The organism is Mesorhizobium sp. M0317, assembly GCF_040321555.1.
Lineage (GTDB): Bacteria > Pseudomonadota > Alphaproteobacteria > Rhizobiales > Rhizobiaceae > Mesorhizobium.
In genome coordinates, this window is record NZ_JAMYRV010000021.1 from 1 (window position 1) to 22438 (window position 22438).

Below are 22438 nucleotides of genomic sequence, written 5' to 3' on the forward strand. Positions count from 1 at the left end.
CCGGGGGCCGCCGCCATGCATACCGCCCCAAAAAGCTACGCGGGCCGGGCAAACGCATTGTCGCCCCCCGCGCCCCCCGCGGCGCTCCCGGCGGCCCGCCGCCTCGCCGAGGCCGTACGCGCAAAAACCGACCGGCTCGACATCCTCATCAACAATGCCGGCATCGGCACGGCCGGCGCCAAGCGACAGCTCAGCGCCGACGGCTTCGAACTGCGCTTTGCCGTCAACTATCTCGCCGGTTTCCTGCTGACCTCGGAACTGCTGCCGCTGCTCAAGGCGAGTTCGCCGGCGCGCATCATCAACGTCGCCTCGGCCGGCCAGCAGGCGATCGATTTCGGCGATGTCATGCTGACACGTTCCTATGACGGCGTGCGCGCCTATTGCCAGAGCAAGCTGGCGCAGATCCTGTTCACCATCGACCTGGCCGGAGAGTTGAAAGGCAGCGGCGTCACGGTCAACGCTCTGCATCCGGCGAGCTACATGAACACCACCATGGTCCGCCAGGCCGGCGTGACGCCATGGAGCTCGGTCGAAACCGGCGCCGACGCCATTCTCAACCTCGCGACATCGCCCGCGCTGGAGGGCCGCAGCGGCCTCTATATCGACGGCCAAAGGGAGGCCCGCGCCGACGCACAAGCCTATGACGCCAAGGCCAGACAGCAATTGCGAACCCTGAGCCTCGACTTCGTCGGCCAGGCTTCTCCAAAATCGAAGGAACAGCATTCATGACCGGCAAGATCGAACACACGGTCGTCGTCGGCGGCTCATCCGGCATCGGCCTGGCGACGGCGCGAAAACTGCTAGGCCCAGGCATGAAGGTGACCATCACCGGACGAAACCAGGACAAGCTCACCAGCGCCTGGAAGAGCCTCGGCGGCGCCGCCGAAAAAGCTGCCTTCGATGCTTCGAAGCCGGACGAAGTCCGCCAGTTCTTTGGGGAACTCGGACCGTTCGATCACCTCGTGCTGGCTGCCAGCGGCGGCAAGGGACTTGGGCCGTTCGAAACCCTCGACCTCTCAGACATCGCCGGCGGGGTCGACGAGAAAGTCCGGCCGCAGCTGTCCTGCCTGCAGGCAGCCTTGCCGACGCTCGACAGATCGGGATCGGTCACTTTCATCTCGGCGGTGTCGGCACAATTGTCGGCGCCCGGCGTGGCTGGCATTGCCGCCGTCAACGGCATGCTGCTGACGGTGGTGCCGATCCTGGCGGTCGAACTGAAGCCTCTGCGCGTGAACGTCGTGGCGCCCGGCGTCATCGACACGCCATGGTGGGATTTTCTGGCCGAAGACCAGCGGCAGGCGGTATTCAGCGAATATGCCGGCAAAACCCCGGTGGGCAGGATCGGCCAGGCCGAAGACGTCGCCGGCGCAATAGCGTTCCTCGTCTCCAACGGCTTCATGACCGGCCAGGTGCTGACCTGCGACGGCGGCCTGCGCTACGCGGCGTAGCAAATGGTGTTGCAATGGCTTCCCGCCGCCACTGCGGCCACCAAACTACTGGCTCGCCACCACGCCGACACCAACGGACACAACGATGAAAATTACCAAAATCAAAACGCCAACTGAATTTGCCCTCTGGTAGATGGCATTTCCGGAGCCGAGTTTTGTCCTCAGAAAAAGGAGGACATCTGGGGACATTGCCGCTAGAAAAATCACTAGAAAACTGAAATGCCCGATAAATTCAGGCTGAAACCGCTTTTCCACAAAGGGGTACAATATGATTGACGCATATACGAGATAGAAGACGAGCGTGAATCGAGTTGGTGAGCTTGTCAAACCAAGTGACGAAAGAGCGCTTTTCTCTTCAGATTCGTGTAGAAAATACAATACACTCAAGATGCTTGCTGTGAAATAAATACTTAGCAGAGCGTACGAATTTCTGGCGCTAATTGCATGGACATAATTTAGGGCAGCTACCAAGGCCACCGTCAGGAGCCCCACCACAAGCAACCATCTCAGCGCAACGCGTCTTTTACCTTTAAGAACGTACATTGATTGCCCCACACGTCGCATCAAGGATCAATACCGTAACGGTCTTAACTCTAAGTATCGAAGACAATGATAAATGGCGACGCCATGGTAGCAGCGCCATTGCCGACTAGAGCGACTGCGCGATCAGCGTCAGGAATCCGCCGGCGAGCGCGACATTGCCGACAAAGCCGTTGATGCGCGAGGCCCGGTCCGGGCCCTGATGGTCCCAGAAATTGTGGAACATCGGCGTCGCGACAATGAGAAACAGCACCAGCACAGCACTGGCGATCGCGGTCCACAGGCCGGCCATCACCAGCGCGCCGGCAATGGTCTGCAGGACGATGCCGGCCCACAACGCCAATCTCGCCTGCGGCACGCCGCGCGCGGCCATCAGCCCGGTCAGGAACGCCTCGTTTTGAACATTGCGCAGTCCCGCGACAACGAAGGCGCCGCCAAGCAACAGGCGGCCGAGAAACAACAGGGTCGAAGGCAAATCGACAGGCACGAAATCTTCCCCGTACTTAAGCATGAAACAGGTGGAGCGCCGCCCTTTCCACGGCGCTCCATGACTAACCGGACGGTCAGGCTGCTTTGGCAGCCGGCATCGGGTGAATGGCGTGGAACGGGATGCAGAGCCGGTTCCAGGTGTTGATCATGCCGATCGCGACCGACAGCTTGACCAGTTCCTCTTCCGAGAAGTGCTCTAGCGTGCGGGCATAGAGTTCGTCCGAAACGCCATTGTTGGCGATCAGGGTCGTTGCCTCGGTCCAGGCAAGCGCCGCGCGTTCGCGCTCGGAAAACAGCGGCGATTCCTGCCAGGCCGAAACCAGATAGAGCCGTGTCTCGGTTTCGCCATCGCGCCTCGCCTCGCGGCTATGCATCTCGACGCAGTAGGAGCAGCCATTGATCTGCGAGGCGCGGAGCTTGATCAAATGCAGCAGGCTCACTTCAAGCCCGCATTCGTCGACCGCCTTGTTGAGCGCCGACACGGCTTTCATGATCTCAGGCGCCTTGGCGAAGAATTGCAGTCTCTGTTTCATCGTCTTTCCTTTCACATCTGTCTGGCGGGGGATTAAATCTGTTTGGTCGAAGCGGGTTTCTGCGGCCGCTGATGGCGCGCCACAAAGGCACAGCTGGCGGCAAACGATCGCGGATCGCCTTCGGCCTTGTAATCAGCCACGATGTCGGACAACCGGGTTTCCGCGAGGGCCGCGCGATAGGCGCGCTCGGCCTTCAGCATCGCGGCATTGATGCCGCACGGCTTCACATAGGCCGAAGCATCGATCTTGACCGGGCCGCGCTGGCGGATCTCGCCGCAACGGAAGGCCGGCTCGCGACCCTCGACCGCAAGCACGATATCGAGCAGCGTGATGCGCTCGGCCGGACGCGCCAGCCGGTAGCCGCCCGCCGGTCCCGGCACCGATTCCAGGATGCGCGCAGCCGTCAGCTGGTTCAGATGTTTCAGCAGATAGCTCGGCGACAGGCCGAAGGACTCTGCCAAAGCAGCACCCGGCATCGTGCTGTTGCCCTCCACGCTGGCCAGTGTGGCCGCGCAATGGATGGCCGCCTCTACACCCTCGCCCAGCTTCACGATGTTGCGCTCCTATTCATGGATATCTTTTATCCTAGATAAATGTTATCTGCAATAGGAAAATGAAAAACGGCGCTCGAAAAGCGCCGCTTTTTTCTTCGACCCGTTCCCTACTCCGCGGCCACCTTGGCCATCGGGTTGTTCGGGTGCGTCGTCCAATTGGCGTAGACCGGCGACACCGGCTTGCCGGTGCGCTGGTCCATGACGCCGGCGGCCAGCGGCTCCATGGTGATGCAGTTCTCGACCGGACAGACATTGACGCACAGATTGCAGCCGACGCATTCGGCCTCGATCACCTCGAAATGCCTGACCCCGTCGACCATGTTGGTGATCGCCTGGTGTGAGGTGTCTTCGCAGGCGATGTGGCAGCGGCCGCATTTGATGCAGGCGTCCTGGTCGATATGCGCCTTGGCGATGTAATTGAGATTGAGATACTGCCAGTCGGTGACGTTGGGCGTGGCGCGACCGACAATATCGTCGAGCGAGGCATGACCCTTCTCGTCCATCCAGTTTTCGAGACCGGCGATCATTTCCTGCACGATCTTGAAGCCGTAGGTCATCGCCGCGGTGCACACCTGCACATTGCCGGCGCCGAGCGCCATGAACTCGGCGGCGTCGCGCCAGGTGGTGATGCCGCCAATGCCGGAGATCGGCAGGCCGTGGGTCTCGGGGTCGCGGGCGATCTCGGCCACCATGTTCATGGCGATCGGCTTCACCGCCGGGCCGCAATAGCCGCCATGCGAACCCTTGCCGTCGATAGTGGGCTCTGGCGCAAAGCTGTCGAGATTGACGCCGGTGATCGAGTTGATGGTGTTGATCAGCGACACCGCATCGGTGCCGCCGGCGTGCGCGGCGCGCGCCGGCTTGCGCACATCGGTGATATTCGGCGTCAGCTTGGTGATGACAGGCATGCGGGTGTTGGCCTTGCACCAGCGCACCACCATTTCGATGTATTCCGGCACCTGGCCGACAGCCGCGCCCATGCCGCGTTCCGACATGCCGTGCGGGCAGCCGAAATTGAGCTCGATGCCGTCGGCTTCGGTCTCCTCGACCACCGGCAGGATCGCCTTCCAGCTTTCCTCGACGCATGGCACCATCAGCGAGACGACGATGGCGCGGTCGGGCCAGTCCTTCTTGACCTGCTTGATCTCGCGCAGGTTGACCTGCAAATCGCGGTCGGTGATCAGCTCGATATTGTTGAGCCCGAGCAGGCGGCGGTCGGCGCCCCAGATGGCGCCATAGCGCGGGCCGTTGACGTTGACCACCGGCGGGCCTTCTTCGCCCAGCGTCTTCCACACGACACCGCCCCAGCCCGCCTTGAAGGCGCGGATGACATTGTAGGCCTTGTCGGTCGGCGGCGCCGAAGCCAGCCAGAACGGATTGGGCGATTTGATGCCGACGAAATTGTTGCGGATGTCTGCCATGACAGGTCCCTTTTAACCGAGACGAAGGAGCATTTCCACGGGTGCGAGAATGCCGCCTTTAAGCGCGGGGGTGAGATTGCCGATCTTGGTGCCGGCGTTCTCGCCCATGATAAGATTAACGCCAGGCGGCGGCTTTTTTCCTTCCGCCTGCGCCGCAGCCAGGCGCGCCCGTATCGTGTCGAAAAATTCGATGGCGAAGGCGCCACGAGGGCGCTCGGCGGTTACAGAGAACCCCGCGGCGGCGGCAGCCGAACGATAGTCGTCGGGCGTGGCGACGAAGGACATGCTCTCGTCGGATGCCCATGGCAGCGGATACGTCAGCGCACCTGCCTTGAGCCGCATCACATCGTAGACGGCAAAGACGCCGCCCGGCTTGAGCACACGCGCCGCCTCGCTCATCAGCTTTTTCTTGTCGGGAAGATTCATACCGACATGCAGGATCATGGCCGTATCAAAGCTTTTGTTGCTGAACGGCATGTCCAGCGCGCTGCCCTGCACGAACCGGACTTTGTCGGCCATTCCCACCCGCTTCGACAGGCTGGTCGCGATGTCGACATAGCTTTGCGTCAGATCGATGCCGGTGACATCGGCGCCGGCATTGTTGGCGGCGAAGCGGGCTGGACCACCCACGCCGGAACCAATGTCGAGCAGCCTGGCCCCCGGCTTCAAACCCATCTGGCCGATGAGTTCCCTGGTGGCGGCGATACCGCCAATGTGGAACTCGTCGACCGATTCGAGATCGCCAGCGCGTAGATGGGCAATTTCCACGCCGGTATCGGCGAGCACGGCAAGAATGTGCTGCTCAAGATCCGAGACGTCGTAGTGACGGGCGATGCCCGATTCCGCTGAGGCCATGATCTCTATCCCTGTGCCAGACTCCGGTTGATGCTCTCCGCCGCATCGCGGCCTTGCGCCACGGCCGAAACCGTCAAATCGTCACCGCCAAAAATGCAGTCGCCGCCGGCCCAGACATTGGCGAGCGAGGTGCGCCCTTCTGCGTCGACCTTGATGCGGCCGGCTTCGAGTTCGATCGCAGCACCGCTGCCGTTGAGTGCCGCCGGCACAAAGCTCTGGCCGATCGCCTTGAACACCTGGTCGGCGGCCAGCGTAAGCCGCTCGCCGGTGCCGGCAAGCCTGTCGCCGTTCATCGCGGTGTATTCGAGTTCGATGCCCGACACTTTGCCGGCCTCAGTGATGACCCGCTTCGGCTGCAGCCAGTGGCGGATGGTGACGCCGTTGGCGGCAGCCAGATCCTGCTCGAACTCGGAAGCGTTCATGTGTTCCTGGCCGCGCCGGTAGCAGATCGTCACCTCCTCGGCGCCGAGCAGCTTCGACTGCACGGCGGCGTCGATCGCCGTCATGCCGCCGCCGATGACGACGACGCGCCGGCCGATTGGCAGGCTCGCGAGATCGCTGGCCTGGCGCAGTTCGGCGATGAATTCGACTGCATTGACGACGCCACCGGCGTCCTCGCCATCGGCGCGCAGCGCATTCACGCCGCCAAGCCCCATGCCGAGGAAGACGGCATCGTAATTCAGGATCAGGTCCGACAGCTGGTAGTCGCGGCCGAGCGCCTTGCCGTTATGGATATCGATGCCGCCGATCCCCGTGACATAGTCGACCTCGGCCTGGGCGAAATTGTCGATGCTCTTGTAGGCGGCGATGCCATATTCATTGAGGCCGCCGGCCTTCGGGCGGGCTTCCAGAATGGTAACGTCATGGCCGTGGCGAGCGAGCCGGTGCGCGGCGGCGAGGCCGGCCGGCCCGGCGCCGACCACGGCGACCGACTTGCCGGTTGTTTCAGCGCGCGGATAAAACTGCTTGTGCTCGGCCATGGCGACATCGGTGGCGTAGCGCTGCAGGCGGCCGATCTGCACCGGCTTGCCTTCCGCCACCTCGCGCACGCAGACCTCTTCGCACAGCGTCTCGGTCGGGCAGACGCGGGCGCACATGCCACCCAATATGTTCTGGTCGAAAATCGTCTTGGCCGAACCGATCGGGTTGCCGGTCGAGATCTGGCGGATGAACAGCGGAATGTCGATCGAGGTCGGGCACGCATTCATGCACGGCGCATCGTAGCAGAAATAGCAGCGGTCGGATTCGACCAGCGCCTCGTGGTGATCGAGCGGCGGATGCAGGTCGGAAAAATTCTCGGCGTACTGGTCGGCGGCAAGCCGGCCGCCGGCAATGCCGTCCTTGAACTGGCCTTCTGGCATCGTCAGTTCCCCTGTTTTCGTTTTGGGGAAGGCTAGCACGTTTTATTTTTTTATCAATTGGTCAATTTTCGCCGCAAGTTACTGAAAAGCCTAGCTGATAATATGATTTAGTTGCTCATGTTATGGCTTTCAGCCTATGGCACGGGCGAAAGGCCGGAGCTCGTAGCGCCGCCATGGATCGACCGGATCTCGTCGGCAACCAGTTGCTGCAGCCGCCACAGATTGCGGTCGCGGATGCCGAATTCCTCGAGGTGGCTGACGGTGTTGTAGAGATATTCCGCGCCTGAGCCGACATGGCCGCAGGCTCTGGCAAGCACCCCCGCCACCGTGTCCAGCGGCTGCCCGAGCGACGTTCCCCTGCCCGTCGCCCCGACCCAGAAGCCGAGCGCCCGTATCCGGCCCTGCTCCGTGCGCACGGGAACCCACCGGACCGAGCTGACACTCTCATGGTCGTCGATCTCGCGCCGCAACAATCTTTCGATCTGCTGCGGCTTGTCGCCGTCGGGCAGGCGGTAGATGACGCCGTCGCATCGGCCGCCGCGTTCGAGCGCCATCATCAGCCCCGGCTGCGCGACGCTGCCGCGCCAGCGCACCATGTCGAGGCAGAACGAGCGATGCCAGCCAAACGCAGTGGCGCGCTGGCGTTCGACGGACTCGAAAGCCGGCTTCCAGATCAGCGAGCCATAGGCGAACACCCATAACGGCCCCGCATCGGCTTCGTCGGAGAGCCGTAAGGCAAGCGTGCGAAAATCCTCGTCGTTCAGCTGCGTCCAGCTGCCGTCCGGTCCGGGATCGACCTCTTCGCGATGACACAGTGACACAAGCTCAGGCGTGAGCGACATAAGGCGCATGAAACGACTACCCCTCGTTTGCCCAAGGAAAGTCGAAAACCGCCGCACGTGCAAGGCGTCGGTGGGGCGAAGTGCGGAACGATGTGTCAACGCAGCCGTTGAATTTTCTCCGGTTCGCTGTCGGATTCGCGTCGCTGAAAACGTCCTTTGATGGATCGGACGACGATCTATGCATAGGTGAGGAGACCGAGAATGCCGAGATCCCCAATGCCCTTCTTCTGGTACGAGTTGATGACCAGCGACCTCGATGCGGCGCAAGCGTTCTACACCACCGTGGTCGGCTGGCGGGCTGAGCCCTTCGACAAGGCGCCCGGCATGCCGCGCTATATCGTGGTGAACTCCGCCGAGCGTGGCGTCGGCGGGCTGATGACCCTGCCCGAGGAAGCAGCCAGGACGGGTCTGAAGCCGGCCTGGTTCGGCTATATCCACACCAGCGATACCGATGCCTCGACCGAGGCAGTGAAAGCCGCCGGCGGGACTGTTCACCGCGAACCCGACGACATTCCCGGAGTCGGCCGCTTCTCCGTCGTCGCCGACCCGCAAGGCGCCGCCTTCATGTTCCTGCAGCCCAATGGTCCCGACCAGCCCGTCCTTCCGGCAACGACGCCGGGCCATGTCGGCTGGCACGAGCTTTATGCGTCCGACCGCCAGAAGGCCTTCGATTTCTACTCCAGCCAGTTCGGCTGGACCGATGCCGGTAGCATGGACATCGGCGAGATGGGCATCTATCAGACCTTCTCGGCCGGCCCTGAATCCGGCGGCGGCATCATGAACAAGCCACAACAGCTGCCGGTGCCGGTGTGGCTGTTCTACTTCAATGTCGATGCCATCGACGCAGCCGCCAAACGCGTCACTGACAATGGCGGCAAGATCGTCATGGGTCCGATGCCGGTGCCGACCGGCCAATGGATTGCCCAGTTCACCGATCCGCAAGGCGCTTATTTCGCGCTGATCGCGCCGGGCCGCTGATCCCCTCCGGTACTCGCCTGCACGGAACTGCTCTCATCGCGCCGCTGGTGCGATGAGAGGCGCGTCCGGGCGCGGTCACTCCGGCGCCAGCACCGCAACTTTGAGGTTCTCTTTCCTGGCGCCGCTGAGCTGGATCGTGGCTGCGCCAGGCGTCAGCTTGAAGCGCAGGCTCTTGCGGATGCCGGGGCAGGTCTTCACGCCGCTGAAACCCGCTGATTTCACGGCCTGGCCATCCTGAATGACGTCGACCCAGGCCTCATCGGACAGGCTGATCTGGAGCTCTCCTTCCGGTGGCACGGCCACGTTTGCCGTCGCGCCGAACGTGCCGGCTGCCGGCGCGCGTTGCGGTGAGACGGTGAAGCTGACCGCATCGACCGGCTCCAGCGCCATATCCGCGGCTTCGCCGAGAGCAAGAGAGGCACCGGACTGCGCGGCGGGCGCTGCCGGAAACAGTTCCTGCTCGCGTGTCACCGGCCATTTGAAGGCATCGCAGCCGGCATCAGCGGCCATGGCGAAGCTGGTGCTTGCGAGGATTGCGAACAGGCTGATGGCGACTTTTTTCATGGCTAAGGAACCCGTTTGGTTTGGAGTGTCTACATGCAGGTATACAACTTAAACGATCTGTATGCAACCATAACGAGAACGAATTTCGGAGTCCAGACTGGAAGTGATTTCCAATCACCGATTGTTGATGGCAGGCCACGCGAAGTGAATGGTCCAGCGCCGGGTGATAATTTATGGCCGGGCCGCAGGGTTGGAAAAATGGAGTTTAGATGAAGGTTTTTGACGGTCTCGCCAGATTTCAGCCGCAGGCGCTCGGCGTCCTGCGCATCATCACAGCCCTGCAGTTCATCGAGCATGGTTCGCAGAAACTGTTCAATTTTCCGGTCAGCGTCGAGCCTCACGCTCTTAGCGGCCTGACGGCGACGGCAGCCATCCTGGAGTTCGCCGGTGGCATCCTGCTGGCGCTCGGTCTGTTCACCCGCCCGGTCGCGTTCCTGCTGGCCGGCGAGATGGCCATCGCCTATTTCATGGCGCACTATCCGCGCGACTTCTTCCCGGTCAACAACGGCGGCGATGCGGCGATCTCCTTCTGCTTCATCTTCCTCTATCTTGTGTTTGCCGGCGCCGGCGCTTTCGCGCTCGACAACCGCCGCAGCACCTGACGCGCCTGATGCATGTCGCCCAAAAGTGCGCAGCGGTTTTGGGATAACGACTTGCACAAAAAACGACTTGCACAAAACAAGAATCTGAAGCGCCTTGGCGAAGTCGAAGCGCTTCAGGCGCGCATTCGCTCGAAGTTCGCGTCAAAGAGCGGCGCCGCCTGAACGCGCGCCGCGTGGCGCTTGCCCAAAAGTTCGATTTCGAAGCCGTCGCTCTCATCGGCGATCTCCTTCGGCACATAGCCGATGGCGACGGATTTTTTCGAGTGATGCGCATAGCCGCCTGACGTGACCCAGCCGCGCACCGCGCCATCGTACCAGATCGGCTCGTCGCCGATGACATCGGCATCGTCGGCATCGAGGATAAATGTGCGCAGCCTGAGCTTGCCGCCCTGCTTGCGCTCGGCCAGAGCGCCGGTTTTGCCGATGAAGTCGGCATCCTTGCCATAGGCGACGAAACGGTCGAGCCCGGCCTCCAGCGGCCCGTAGATCGGCCGGTATTCGCGCGCCCATGAGCCGTAGTTTTTCTCCAGCCGCAGCGCATTGAGCGCGCGCGAGCCGAACAGGCCGAGGCCGAATTCCTCGCCTGCCGCCATCAATGCCCGGAAGGCAGCGCGCTGATATTCCGGCGCCACCCAGATCTCGTAACCGAGATCGCCGGTGTAGCTGACGCGGCCGACCAGGCATGGCGCCGTGCCGATGTCCATTTTCGCGACCGCCATGAACGGGAACCCGGCATTGGAGACATCCGCGCGGCTGACTTTCGCCAAGACATCCCGCGCCTTCGGGCCGGCGATTGCGAGGCCGGTCAGCTTCTGCCCCAGCGCCTCTAAACGAACCGAGCTATCCGCAGGCAGATGCGCCTCGAACCACCGCATATGATACTGCTCGGCAATGCCGGAGCCGGCGATGAACCACTCGGTCCCGTTGGAATTGGGGGCACCGATATTGGCCAGCGTGAAATCGCCGATGAGCTTGCCGTCGTCCTTCAACATCGGCGCCAGCGTCATGCGGCCGGGCTTCGGCAACTTGCAGGCAAAGATCCGGTCGAGCCAAGCGGCCGCCCCTTCTCCCGTCACCTTGTATTTGGCGAAGTTCGAAATCTCCGCCAGGCCGACGCTCTCACGAACCGTCGCGACCTCATTGGCGACATGGGAAAAATCGCTGGACCGCCGCCACGAGAACTCGTCCTTGACACCCTCGGGCGCAAACCAGAGCGGCACTTCCAGCCCATAGGACACGCCCCATTGCGCGCCCTTGGCCGACAGCAGATCGTAGATCGGCGTCGTCTTCAGCTGCCGCCCGGCGGGCAGCTCCTCATTGGGAAAGCGGATCGAGAAGCGGCGCGAATAATTCTCGCGCACCTTGGCGTTGGTGTAGGCCATCGTCGCCCAGTCGCCGTAGCGCGCCACATCCATGGCCCAGATGTCGGCGCCGGGATCGCCCTCGATCATCCAGTTGGACAGCGCCAGGCCGACGCCGCCGCCTTGTGAAAAGCCCGCCATGACGCCGCAGGCGACCCAGAAACCCGGTAGCCCGCGCACCGGCCCAACCAGCGGATTGCCGTCCGGTGCAAAGGTGAAGGGCCCGTTGATAATCTGCTTGATGCCGGTCCTCTCGAAGGCCGGGAAATGCCGGAAGCCGACCTCGAGCGACGGCGCGATGCGGTCGATGTCCGGCTCCAGCAGTTCATGGCCGAAATCCCAAGGCGTCTGGAACTCGGACCACACCTTGTTGGCCTTCTCATAGGTGCCCATCAGCATGCCGCCGCGCTCCTGGCGCAGATAGAGCTCACCGTCGAAATCGACGGCGTGGATGATCTCGGTGCCGGTCTTGGCGTTCCACGCCGCGACTTCCGGCATATCCTCGGTGATCAGGTACATGTGCTCCATGGCCAGCACCGGCAGTTCCAGCCCGACCATGCGGCCGACCTCGCGCGCCCACAGGCCGCCGGCATTGACGACATGCTCGGCCACCACTTCGCCCTTGTTGGTGATGACGCGCCACATGCCGTCGGGCCGGCGCACAATGTCCTCGACCTTGGTGAAGCGCTCGACCTCGGCGCCCAGTTTCCGCGCGGCCTTGGCATAGGCATGCGTAACGCCGGAGGGATCGAGATGGCCGTCCTCCTTGTTGCGGACGGCGCCGACGAATTGTTTCGGGTCGAGCAGCGGCATCAGCTCGGCCGCTTCATTGGCCGATATTTCTTCGAGCTCGATGCCGAGGTAACGCCCTTTGGCGACGACGCCGCGCAGCCAGTCGAGCCGCGCCTCGGTCGCCGCCAGAAGCACGCCGCCCGTCAGATGCACGCCGGTCGCCTGTCCCGACAGCTCCTCGATCTCCTTGTAGAGCGAGATCGTGTATTTCTGCAGCTTGGCGACGTTGGGGTCGCCATTGATCGTGTGCATGCCGCCGGCCGCATGCCAGGTCGAGCCGGAGGTCAGCTCGTCGCGCTCCAAAAGCACGACATCGGTCCAGCCATGACGCGCCAGATGGAACAGCACGGAGCACCCGACGACGCCACCGCCAATGACCACGACCTTTGCATGCGATTTCATGAGTTTTGCTCTGTTATCAACGAGTTGAGGAGATAAGGTGAATGAGAAAGGCAGCGCCGCGCGCCGACGCTGAAAAAGTCACGGCTCGCCCTGCCCGATCGCTTCCTTGCGCCTGGCCACATACGCCTCCAGCGCCTCGCGCACGGCGATATCCATCACCGGCTCGACATAGTCTTCCAGCGCCTTCTTCCACAGCCGGGTCGCGCGCGCCGTCGTGTCGAGGCCGCCGGCCTCCTGCCATGCCTCGTAATTCTGCCAGTTGGACAGCATCGGCTGGTAGAAGGCGGTGGCATAGCGTTCCAGCGTGTGCGGTTCGCCGAAGAAATGGCCGCCGGTCGGCACCGCGCCCAGCGCCTCGACCGCAAGCTCCGCCTCGTCGACGACGATCGGGCGCAGGAATTCCATCATGTGCTGGATCATCTCGACATCAATGATGAGCTTTTCGAACGATGCCGTCAGCCCGCCCTCCTGCCAGCCGGCGGCATGATAGACGAGGTTGCCGTGGCCGAGCACAGCGCCCCACAGCGCCATCAGCGTCTCGTAGGCGCCTTGCGCGTCCGCCGCATTCGATGCCGACCCCGGTGTCGTGCGGTAGGGCAGATTGTAGCGCCGCGCCAATTGCCCCGAGGCGATGTTGGCCTTGGTGTTCTCCGGCGTGCCGAAGGCCGGCGCGCCCGACTTCATGTCGACGTTGGAGGTGAAGGCGCCGTACATCACTGGCGCGCCGGGGCGCACCAGTTGCGTCAGCACCACGCCGAACAGCGCCTCGGCATTCTGCTGCGCCAGGGCGCCGGCGAGCGTCACCGGGCTCATCGCGCCCATCAGCGTGAACGGCGTCACCGCCACCGACTGGCCGAACTCGGCCATGGTCATCAGCCCCTCGGCCATCATCTCGTCGAAGCGGCGCGGCGAGTTGACCGAGATGATGGTGGCGATGCCGGGATCATCGCGCATCTCATCCAGCGTCAGCCCGCGCGCGATTGCCATCATCTCGATGCCGTCCAGCGCCCGGCCTCGTCCGATCGCCGAGACATGGAAGGATTTATCGGTCAGCGTCAGATTGGTGAAATAGGTATCCATGTGCCTGGTGTTGGCCGGCAGTTCCACCGGCGCGCAGACCTGGTTGCCGAGCATGTGGATGCAGTTGAAATGCTGCGCCAGCCGGGTCAGATCGGCATAGTCGTGCAAGTTTCCAGCGCGCCGGCCGCGCTCCATGTCGTGCACATTGGGCGGCCCGGCGACGAGGGTGAAATTGATCGTGTTGCCGCCGAGATGAATGGTGTTGGCGGGGTTGCGCGGCGTCAGCCGGTAGCTGGACTGCGTGGTCTTCAGCGCCTCGGCGACAAGGCCACGGTCGATGCGGACGTTCGCCGTTGCATGGTCGACCTTTGCGCCCGCCTTCTCGAACAGCGCCAGCGCCCGCTGAGACATCACCTCGATGCCGAAATTTTCCAGAATATGCATCGACGCCTGATGGATGGCTTCGATCTGGTCGGCCGACAGCATCGCCATCGGCGGATAGGGATTGGTCACCCGCCGCAGTGGAAGTTGCGGGATGGCGGCGGGCCCCCGGTTGCTGGTTCGCTCCGCGCCGCGCTTGCGTCTTGGTTCATTCATGCCTGGCATCAGAGCGCCGGCATCCGGACATCGCTGTCAGAAATCCGCCCTTTGCGGACGTGATTTTAGCCAAGGCGGCATTTTTGAATTCTGACGGAGACAGAGGCGACGCAAAAGGTCGGAATAATGGTACAGGCCCACTGAGCGCAGCCAGGCCGGCAAGCCGTTAAGAAACGCCGCAAGATTCCCTTTATGATTTCGGCCTATTCGTTTTCCAATGCGTAGTTCGAGTTTGAGTAAAATTGCCCAACCATATCAACGATGTCTGCGCCGTCTTCGACCAGAACGACGGCTGGTTCGACAACTGGCAGTCGGCCGCCGAGCGCGCCTCGCAGAAATACGGCGTCCCTGTCCCCGTGCTGATGGCGACGGTGCGCAAGGAATCCGGTTTCAAGAGCAATGCCAGGCCGCCGCGTACCAAACTGCTCGGCTTCATTCCGTGGAAACATGTCTCGTCGGCCACCGGTTTCTCGCAGGCGCTCGACGGCACCTGGTCGCAATATCAGAGCGAAACCGGCAGTTGGGCGGCGCGGCGGACCAAGTTTGCCGATGCCGTCGATTTCGTCGGCTGGTATCATTCCAAGACATCAGACACGCTCGGCGTCGCCCGCAACGACACCTACAATCTCTATCTCGCCTACTATCTCGGCTGGACCGCCTACGGCCGCGGTAACCGTGGCGATGCCGGCGTGCAGGGCTATGCCAGGGCGACCGAAAAGATGGCCCGCGACTATGCCGAACAGCTGCAGCAATGCGGCAGCTGACGTTGCCAAGCGGTCTTGCAGCCACGCAGTTTGCGATCGAAGCGGAACTCAGCCATTCATTCGCTTGGGATCAGGTGGAGGATCGACCTCCCTCCCTTTACCGCTGCCGTCGACAGCTTTCGGTCGAACGTCGCCAATTGGCCGTCACGCGCCTTGGCGAGTCCCAACAGATAGCTATCCGATACCTGTGCCGGGGTGAGGATCCTGGCTGCATCGATGTCGTTGGAAGCGACAAGGCTGATCTCGTCAGGCCAGAACTGATGTCCTGAAAGGGCATGCAGCTTGCCGACAATCTGCGCCACCACGGCGGGCGAACCCGGAGAATTGGGGTATTTCGGGTTGCTTACAATCCTGATGACGCCATTCTCGGTAGTGGGACATGTTGCCCATGATAAATGCCCGGTGGATTGGAACCACCGATGGGCATCTTCATGCGCGACGTGAGCTGGATCGATCAACGCAATCAACACATTGACGTCGAGCAGGAAGGTCACGCCAATTCGTCGCGAAGCGCATTTACCATTTCGAGATCGACCATCGGGCCGTCGGGCCGCGATGCAAGCAAGGGGATGCCGTTGCGTTCACCGCCGGTCGGTGGCCTGCGCAGTGAGCGGCGAGCCAGATCGGAAATGACATCGCCAACGCTGCGATCCTGCTGTCGCGCCATGGCCTTGGCCGCAAGGAGGACATCGTCGTCGATTGCAAGTGTCGTTCTCACAACATGCTCCCTATCGCGCATCAAACATCACGCATCACATAAGGCAATTGACAGCAATATTCAAGCGAACGTGGCTGTCGTTCCTTGAGCTATGGCGACGCTGCGGCAATGCGCCAACGAGCGGAATTGCCTCTATGGCTGGTCAGCTCGGCTTCTTGCCATGCGGGCGCTTCGGCGGTTCGCCGGCGAAACCGGGGCCGATCCCATCCGGTGCGTCTTCCGGCACGCCCTCATGCGCTGCGTGTTCCCTGTCGAACTTGATCACCGGCTCCATCGTCGCCAGCACATCGTCCGACAGCCAGCACAGGCTCATATGGCCATCGCCGAGATGCTTCACCGGCGGCACCTTGGTCTCGCACAGATTGTCCGGCACCAGCCTCTTGTAGCCGCAGCGCGTCTGGAACGGGCAGCCGCTCGGCGGGTTCATCGCCGACGGGATATCGCCTTCGAGCACGATGTGCCGTTTGACCACGCTGGTGTCGGCGATCGGGATCGCCGACAGAAGCGCCTCGGTGTAGGGGTGGTAGGGCGGCGCGAAGATCTGGTCGGTCGTACCCTGCTCGACGATGTAGCCGAGATACATGACGACGACCCGGTCGGCGATGTAGCGCACGACGGACAGATCGTGACTGATGAACAGCATCGTCGTCTTGTTCTTGCGCTGGATGTCCATCAGCAGCTCGGTCACCGCCGCCTGCACCGAGACGTCGAGTGCCGACACCGGCTCGTCGGCCACCACCACCTTGGCATCGCCGGCAAAGGCACGCGCCACGCCGATGCGCTGCTTCTGGCCGCCTGAGAGCTGACGCGGCTTGCGCGTCTCGAAGGCCCGCGGCAGCTTCACCAGGTCAAGCAGCTCCAGCATGCGCTTGCGCCGCTCCGCGACATTGTTGCCGACTTTGAATTTTTCCAGCGTGCGGATGATCTGCGAACCGACGGAGTGGCTGGGATTGAGCGTATCGAACGGGTTCTGGAACACCATCTGGATCGATGACACCGTTTCGACGCTGCGCTTCTCGATGCCGGTCGACTGGATCTCCTTGTTGCCCAGCGTCACTGTGCCGGCACTTGCCGTCTCCAGCCCGAGCAGGACCTTGGCCAGCGTCGACTTTCCGCAGCCGGACTCGCCGACGATGGCGACGGTCTCGGATTCGCGGGCCATAAACGAGATCGTCTCATTGGCCTTGACGACGCGGCCTTCGCTGGAGCCGAACACTTCGCTGCCGCCGACCTTGTAGTATTTTCTCAAATCCTCGATCTTGAGCACCGGCGCGCCGGGCACAACCTTCTCATTGACCTTCTTGGCGCCGGGAGGCAGCGCTTCCCAGTCGATCTCGTTGAAGCGCACGCAGCGCGAGAAATGCCCTTCGTGACCGGCGACCTCGATCATCGGGATTTCGGCGGCATTGCAGACGCCCTCGACGAAATGGTGGCAGCGCGGCCCGAAATTGCAGCCCTTGGGCCGCTCATGCGGCAGCGGCAACTGGCCGGGGATAGAGATCAGCGGCCGCGAATTCTTGTCGGCGCCCGGCAGCGGGATCGAACGGAACAGCCCTTGCGTATAGGGATGGCGCATCCGGTCGAAGACGTCCTTGATCTTGCCGGTCTCGACCGCTTCGCCCGAATACATCACCGTGATGCGGTCGCAGGTCTCGAGGATGAGGCCGAGATTGTGCGACACGAAGATCATCGACGTGCCGAACTTCTCGCCCAGCCCCTTGACCAGTTCGACGATGCCGGCCTCCACCGTCACGTCGAGCGCCGTCGTCGGCTCGTCGAGCAGAAGCAGCGCCGGTTTCGACAGCAGCGCCATGGCAATGACGATGCGCTGCTGCTGGCCACCGGACAGCTGGTGCGGATAGGAACGCATCATCCGTTCGGGATCGGGCAATCTCACCGAGCGCACCATTTCGAGCGCCCTTTTGTAAGCCTCTTCCTTCGACACCTTGTCGTGGATCAGCGGCACTTCCATCAATTGCTGGCCGACCTTCATCGCCGGATTGAGGCTCGCCATCGGCTCCTGGTAGATCATGGCGATCTTGTTGCCGCGGATGGAGCGCAACTCCTCGTCGGACAGCTCGCCCATGTCCTTGCCCTGGAACTTGATCTTGCCGCCGACGATCTTTCCGATGTTGGAGAGGTCGCGCATGATGCCGAGCGACACGGTCGACTTGCCGCAGCCGGACTCGCCGACGATGCCCATGGCTTCGCCCGGCATCACCGTGCAGGAAAAGTCCATGACGGCGGGGATCTCGCCCTTGCGGGTGAAGAAGGAGATCGACAGGTTCTCGATCTCGATGATCGGCGCAGCGCTTGGCCCAAGGGTCGGGTTGCCGGGATTTCGAACTGCCTCATTCATGGGTCGCTCCAATCCTATTTTCATGCTCGCGGGCCGAAACCCGCAGATCAGTCTTTCATCGATTGTTCGCGCAGCGAGTCGGCAAGCAGGTTCAAGCCCAGCACGAACGACATCAGCGCGATGGTCGGCGGCAGCGCCGGGTGGATGAAGGAGCGCAGCAGGCGGCTGGCGTCCTTGATTGCGGTGCCCCAATCCGGGCTCTCCGGCGCCAGACCCAGCCCGAAATAGCCGAGCGTGCCGAGCAGGATCGTGGTGTAGCCGATGCGCAGGCAGGCATCGACGATCAGCGGTCCGCGCGCATTGGGCAGGATCTCCCACAGCATGATGTACCAGGGCGATTCACCGCGCGTCTGCGCCGCCGCCACATAGTCGCGCGTCTTGATGTCCATCACCAGGCCGCGCACGATGCGGAACACGCCGGGGCTTGAAGCAAACACCACCGCCACGAAGATATTGAGCTGGTTGGGGTCGATGTGGATGATCTTGAACGGATCGGCATCGAAGACCAGGCCGGCATAGACCCAGCCGCCGATGATCAGCGTCAGCCCGAGCAATATATAGAGGCGGTCCGGCCGGTTCTTGTAGCGCGTCCAGAACAGTACGGAAAAGAAGATGATCGGGAACAGGAAGAACAGCCCGGCCATGGCGTAGGGGATCGGCGTATCCATGATGCCCGGCGTCACCAGCAGGTAAAACAGCAGGATCACCGGGAAGGCCAGCACCAGATTGGCCAGGAAGGACAGCACAGTGTCGATCCGGCCGCCATAGTAGCCGGCGGGCAGACCGAGCGTAATGCCGACCATCAGCGCGAAACCGGTCGCAGCCGGTGCGATGATCAGCACGATCTGGCTGCCATAGACCATGCGCGAAAAGACATCGCGGGCGAGCTTGTCGCCGCCGAAATAGTAGATGAGTTTCGATACCGGCTCGAGCGCGCCCGGCAGCGCATCCTTCATGATCGGCACCTGGGCGAGCGGATCGAAGGGCGCGACGGTCGACGCGAAGATTGCCGTGAACAGCCAGAACAGGCAGATGCCGACACCGACTATGCCGACGCCGCTATCGAACAGCTGGCCGTAGAGGCCGAGCCTTTTCTTGTAGGTGAAGCTCACCCCCATCACCAGGGCAAGCCCTAACCAGACCGGCCAGAAACGCCCAATCACGCCGAGCACGACATTGAAGGCACCGATATATTCGACCTGCATCTGCCCCAGCCCCCTATTGAACTCTGATACGCGGATTGAGGAACGCGTAGCCGACATCCGAGATGAGCTGCGTGATCAGCACGATGAACACCGAGACCAGTGAACAGCCAAGCAGCAGATCGATGTCGTTGTTGCCGGCGGCCTCGACCAGCGTGTAGCCAAAGCCCTGGTAGCGGAACATCACCTCGACGATGACGACGCCGGTAAGCAGCCAGGGAAATTGCAGCATGATGACGGTGAAGGGCGCGATCAGCGCATTGCGCAGCGCGTGCTTGACGACGACGCTGCCGAACGAAAGCCCTTTCAGCCGGGCGGTGCGGATATATTGCTGCGTCATCACCTCGACCATCGAGGCGCGTGTCATGCGGGCGATGTAGCCGATGCCGTAGATCGCCAGCGTCATCACCGGCAGGGTGAAATTGTAGAAGGTGATGCCCTGGCTTGCCGAGGCGGCCGAACCGTTCAGCCAGCCGAGCCAGGAGGCGAAGATGACGGTGAAGATGACGCCGGACACATATTCGGGCGTCGCCGTCGACGCGATCGATGCGACGGACAGCGTTCGGTCCGTTCGCGAGCCCTCGCGCATGCCGGCCAGGATGCCGATCAGCAGCGAAATCGGCACCATCACCAACAGCACGCAGAGCATCAGGATACCGGTGGCGGCGAGTGCGGGGAAGAGCTTTGACGCAACCGAGGTTTTGAACTTGGTCGAGCAGCCGAAATCACCTTCCAGGATGCCGGAGAATTTCGGCTCCAGCGGATCGTTGCAGAAGGAGAAACGCTGCGTCGGCTTGCCGGTCGCCGGATCGGTCACCGGTTGCTTCGGGACGACGCCCAGCCATTGGCCGTAGCGCACGAAGAAGTTCTGCCGGTAGCCATGGTTGACCAGCCAACTTTCGAGCTGTTCGGCCGATGTGTGCATTTCGGTCTGGCTGATCGCCAGCTTCTTCAAATTCGGCTCGAGGTTGATCAGGAAGAAGACGATCATCGTCAGGCACAGCATCGTCAATGCCATGGTGCCGAGACGCCGGATTACGAAAGAAAGCATGGCGGTCCCCTGCCGGTCTGGTTGGGGTTGGAGCCAGTTCGAAAAACCAGCTTTGCCGCTGCCGGCAGAGTTGGCCGTCAAATCGGCACTCGGATGCAATCAACCCAGTTTTATTGAACGGTCTTTCAGGAGAGTCCGCAACTTTTTGCTGCGGCGGCTTCCGGTTCTGGGCCATGCGAGGCGTGACGGGAAGGAGCGAAGCGCCCCTTCCCTGACGTTCCAATCACGCCTGGTCGAGCCAGACCTTGCCGTAGTCGCGCTCGAAGGTCGGATGCATCTTGTAATTCTGCACCGCCTTGACCGAGTGGCTGTAGAGCTTGCGCCAGTATGGCTGGATCATGATGCCGGAATCCTGCAGGATCTGCTCGATGTCCTTCATCATTTCCTTGCGCTTGGCCGCATCGGCGACGGCCAATGCTGCATTGAGCTTGGCATCCCATTCGGGGTTGGAATAGGCCGACTCGTTCCACGCCTCGCCGGTGCGGTAGCCGATCGCCAGAACCTGGACGCCGAGCGGCCGCATGTTCCAGTTGGTCATGGACAGCGGATACTTGGTCCAGTCGTTCCAGAACGTCGAGCCCGGCAGCACCGTGCGCTTTACCTTGAGGCCGGCGTCGCGCATCTGCGCGGCGATGGCGTCGCCGGTATTCTTGTGCCAGTCTTCGTCGACCGTGATCAGCTCATGCTCGAAGTCGGCCTGGCCGGCTTCCGCCATCAGCGCCTTGGCCTTGGCCGGATCGCGAGCGACTTTGGGCAGCTCGTAATATTCCGGGTGGATTTGGCAGACATGGTGGTTTTCAGCCACCGTGCCGGCATTTCCGTAGCCAAGCTGCAGAACGACATTGTTGTCGACCGCCAGTTGCAGCGCGTTACGCACCTTCTGATCGCCGTAAGGCTTGTTGTTGATGTTGGTGCGGCACACGATGGTCGAGGCGGTGACGATTTCGGACTTGACCAGGTCCAGTCCGTCGAGGATCGACACATAGTCGGCCGAGGTCTCGAAATTGGTATGGACTTCGCCGGCCTCGAAGGCACTGACCATGGCTGCCGGATCGGTGCCGTAGTCGACGAACTCGATGCCGTCGAGGAACACCTCGCCGTCCCACCACTTGTTGTCCTCGCGGCGCTTGTAGACCACCTTCTGGCCGACATCGTAGGAGACGAGCTCGAACGGGCCGGTACCGATCGGGCAGGCTTTGAAGTCGCCGCCCTTCTCGTCGAAGCTCTTGTGCACGATGAGGCCGGGATAGTCGCACATGTTCGGAATGAGCGCGATGTCAGCCTTGCCGAGCTTCAGCTTGACGGTGTGGTCGTCAACCTTGGTCACGGCGCTTTCGTCGAGCTTGTCGTCCTTGACCAGCGTGCCGAGACGGCCAGGCATGGAATTGCCCTCGGCCTTCTTGTCGGCCCAGCGCTTGAGATTGAAGATGACGTCATCGGCGGTGAAGGCATCGCCATTCGACCAGGTCACACCCTTGCGCACATGCAGCGTGTACTCGGTGGCGTCGTCGTTGACCTCCCAGCTCTCCAGAAGGTACGGGCGGAACGTGTATTCGCTGGTGTACTTGACCAGCGGCTCAAGCGCCTGACGCTCGGCATTGGCGATTTCCGACCAGTCGGCCTTGCGCGGATCCTTGGGATCCTTGACCCATTGCGCGACTTTAAGGATGCCGCCCTTCTTGCCCTGCACCTCTTCGGCCCTGGCTTGGGTCGGCACGGCTACGCCGAGCATGCCGTAGGCCATCGCAGTCGACGCGCCGAACACGCTCGCCATGGCGAGGAACTCGCGGCGATCGACTTTGCCTGCCTTGGCTTCTTCGGCCATGGCCAGGATGTGATCGGGAACGCGATCGCAATTGCTCTTGTAATTTGTCATACCTTAACTCCCATTGTTGGCTTTCCGCCTTTTAACATTCCGCATCCCTGCCGTGATGTCAAAGACGGCATGGCTACGGAACCTGTTAGGGAATGTGCAACTTTGAAAA

General features: G+C 62.1%; 22 protein-coding genes. 5 read left to right on the top strand and 17 right to left on the bottom strand.

What is annotated here, in order from left to right:
- Both NKI88_RS16175 and NKI88_RS16180 read left to right on the top strand, forming a co-directional pair.
- The coding region (locus NKI88_RS16175) for an SDR family NAD(P)-dependent oxidoreductase (RefSeq protein WP_352656107.1) at window positions 1-729 on the top strand (729 nt) is incomplete at its 5' end.
- On the top strand, window positions 726-1448 hold the full coding sequence (locus NKI88_RS16180; protein ID WP_352656109.1) for an SDR family oxidoreductase: 723 nt from the start codon (window positions 726-728) through the stop codon (window positions 1446-1448). The genes NKI88_RS16175 and NKI88_RS16180, both read left to right, overlap by 4 nt.
- A 45-nt stretch (window positions 1449-1493) precedes the next feature.
- Here the strand turns inward: NKI88_RS16180 and NKI88_RS16185 are convergent, their stop codons facing one another.
- From NKI88_RS16185 to NKI88_RS16220, 8 genes are all read right to left on the bottom strand, one after another.
- Window positions 1494-1991 carry a hypothetical protein gene (locus NKI88_RS16185; RefSeq protein ID WP_352656111.1) on the bottom strand — a complete coding sequence of 166 codons (498 nt, stop codon included), beginning with the start codon at window positions 1989-1991 and terminating at the stop codon, window positions 1494-1496.
- A gap of 106 nt (window positions 1992-2097) precedes the next feature.
- Complete coding sequence (locus NKI88_RS16190) at window positions 2098-2499, bottom strand: DoxX family protein (protein ID WP_352656113.1); 402 nt, start codon at window positions 2497-2499, stop codon at window positions 2098-2100.
- A 52-nt stretch (window positions 2500-2551) separates the two neighbouring features.
- On the bottom strand, window positions 2552-3010 hold the full coding sequence (locus NKI88_RS16195) for a carboxymuconolactone decarboxylase family protein (protein WP_023690827.1): 459 nt from the start codon (window positions 3008-3010) through the stop codon (window positions 2552-2554).
- 32 nt (window positions 3011-3042) lie between these two features.
- Entirely contained in the window at window positions 3043-3561 is a 519-nt protein-coding gene (locus NKI88_RS16200) for an RrF2 family transcriptional regulator (RefSeq protein WP_023697058.1), read from the bottom strand.
- A 110-nt stretch (window positions 3562-3671) separates the two neighbouring features.
- Complete coding sequence (gene preA / locus NKI88_RS16205; RefSeq protein ID WP_023746950.1) at window positions 3672-4985, bottom strand: NAD-dependent dihydropyrimidine dehydrogenase subunit PreA; 1314 nt, start codon at window positions 4983-4985, stop codon at window positions 3672-3674.
- A gap of 12 nt (window positions 4986-4997) precedes the next feature.
- On the bottom strand, window positions 4998-5840 hold the full coding sequence (locus NKI88_RS16210) for a class I SAM-dependent methyltransferase (protein WP_352656116.1): 843 nt from the start codon (window positions 5838-5840) through the stop codon (window positions 4998-5000).
- Between the two features lie 5 nt (window positions 5841-5845).
- Window positions 5846-7201, bottom strand: a complete 1356-nt coding sequence (locus tag NKI88_RS16215; protein WP_352656118.1) for an NAD(P)-dependent oxidoreductase — start codon at window positions 7199-7201, stop codon at window positions 5846-5848.
- Between the two features lie 134 nt (window positions 7202-7335).
- Entirely contained in the window at window positions 7336-8052 is a 717-nt protein-coding gene (locus tag NKI88_RS16220; protein ID WP_352656120.1) for a gamma-glutamylcyclotransferase, read from the bottom strand.
- Window positions 8053-8244: 192 nt separating this feature from the next.
- Here NKI88_RS16220 and NKI88_RS16225 point away from each other — a divergent pair, with 192 nt between their 5' ends.
- A complete protein-coding gene (locus tag NKI88_RS16225) occupies window positions 8245-9021 on the top strand; it encodes a VOC family protein (protein ID WP_352656122.1) in 777 nt (258 codons plus the stop codon).
- Between the two features lie 75 nt (window positions 9022-9096).
- Here the strand turns inward: NKI88_RS16225 and NKI88_RS16230 are convergent, their stop codons facing one another.
- Window positions 9097-9585, bottom strand: a complete 489-nt coding sequence (locus NKI88_RS16230) for a hypothetical protein (protein ID WP_352656124.1) — start codon at window positions 9583-9585, stop codon at window positions 9097-9099.
- 209 nt (window positions 9586-9794) lie between these two features.
- On the opposite strand from NKI88_RS16230, the gene NKI88_RS16235 reads away from it, so the two are divergent.
- On the top strand, window positions 9795-10187 hold the full coding sequence (locus NKI88_RS16235) for a DoxX family protein (protein WP_352656126.1): 393 nt from the start codon (window positions 9795-9797) through the stop codon (window positions 10185-10187).
- A 113-nt stretch (window positions 10188-10300) separates the two neighbouring features.
- Here the strand turns inward: NKI88_RS16235 and NKI88_RS16240 are convergent, their stop codons facing one another.
- Both NKI88_RS16240 and NKI88_RS16245 read right to left on the bottom strand, forming a co-directional pair.
- Window positions 10301-12742, bottom strand: coding sequence for a GcvT family protein (locus NKI88_RS16240; RefSeq protein ID WP_352656128.1), 2442 nt, complete (start codon window positions 12740-12742; stop codon window positions 10301-10303).
- A 78-nt stretch (window positions 12743-12820) separates the two neighbouring features.
- Window positions 12821-14359: a trimethylamine methyltransferase family protein gene (locus NKI88_RS16245; RefSeq protein WP_352656130.1), complete on the bottom strand. Its 1539-nt coding sequence runs from the start codon at window positions 14357-14359 to the stop codon at window positions 12821-12823.
- 242 nt (window positions 14360-14601) lie between these two features.
- On the opposite strand from NKI88_RS16245, the gene NKI88_RS16250 reads away from it, so the two are divergent.
- Complete coding sequence (locus NKI88_RS16250) at window positions 14602-15123, top strand: transglycosylase SLT domain-containing protein (RefSeq protein WP_352656132.1); 522 nt, start codon at window positions 14602-14604, stop codon at window positions 15121-15123.
- 56 nt (window positions 15124-15179) lie between these two features.
- Here the strand turns inward: NKI88_RS16250 and NKI88_RS16255 are convergent, their stop codons facing one another.
- From NKI88_RS16255 to NKI88_RS16280, 6 genes are all read right to left on the bottom strand, one after another.
- Complete coding sequence (locus tag NKI88_RS16255) at window positions 15180-15617, bottom strand: TA system VapC family ribonuclease toxin (protein WP_352656134.1); 438 nt, start codon at window positions 15615-15617, stop codon at window positions 15180-15182.
- Window positions 15614-15841 (bottom strand): hypothetical protein, encoded by a 228-nt coding sequence (locus tag NKI88_RS16260; RefSeq protein ID WP_023707713.1) that lies wholly within the window; start codon window positions 15839-15841, stop codon window positions 15614-15616. Before NKI88_RS16260 ends, NKI88_RS16255 begins: the two co-directional genes overlap by 4 nt.
- A 142-nt stretch (window positions 15842-15983) precedes the next feature.
- Window positions 15984-18200, bottom strand: a complete 2217-nt coding sequence (locus NKI88_RS16265; RefSeq protein ID WP_023668190.1) for a dipeptide ABC transporter ATP-binding protein — start codon at window positions 18198-18200, stop codon at window positions 15984-15986.
- Between the two features lie 47 nt (window positions 18201-18247).
- Window positions 18248-19405 (bottom strand): ABC transporter permease, encoded by a 1158-nt coding sequence (locus NKI88_RS16270; RefSeq protein WP_023690814.1) that lies wholly within the window; start codon window positions 19403-19405, stop codon window positions 18248-18250.
- A gap of 13 nt (window positions 19406-19418) precedes the next feature.
- A complete protein-coding gene (locus tag NKI88_RS16275) occupies window positions 19419-20453 on the bottom strand; it encodes an ABC transporter permease (protein ID WP_023668188.1) in 1035 nt (344 codons plus the stop codon).
- Window positions 20454-20676: 223 nt separating this feature from the next.
- Window positions 20677-22329 carry an ABC transporter substrate-binding protein gene (locus NKI88_RS16280; protein WP_352656136.1) on the bottom strand — a complete coding sequence of 551 codons (1653 nt, stop codon included), beginning with the start codon at window positions 22327-22329 and terminating at the stop codon, window positions 20677-20679.
- Window positions 22330-22438 lie beyond the last annotated feature (109 nt).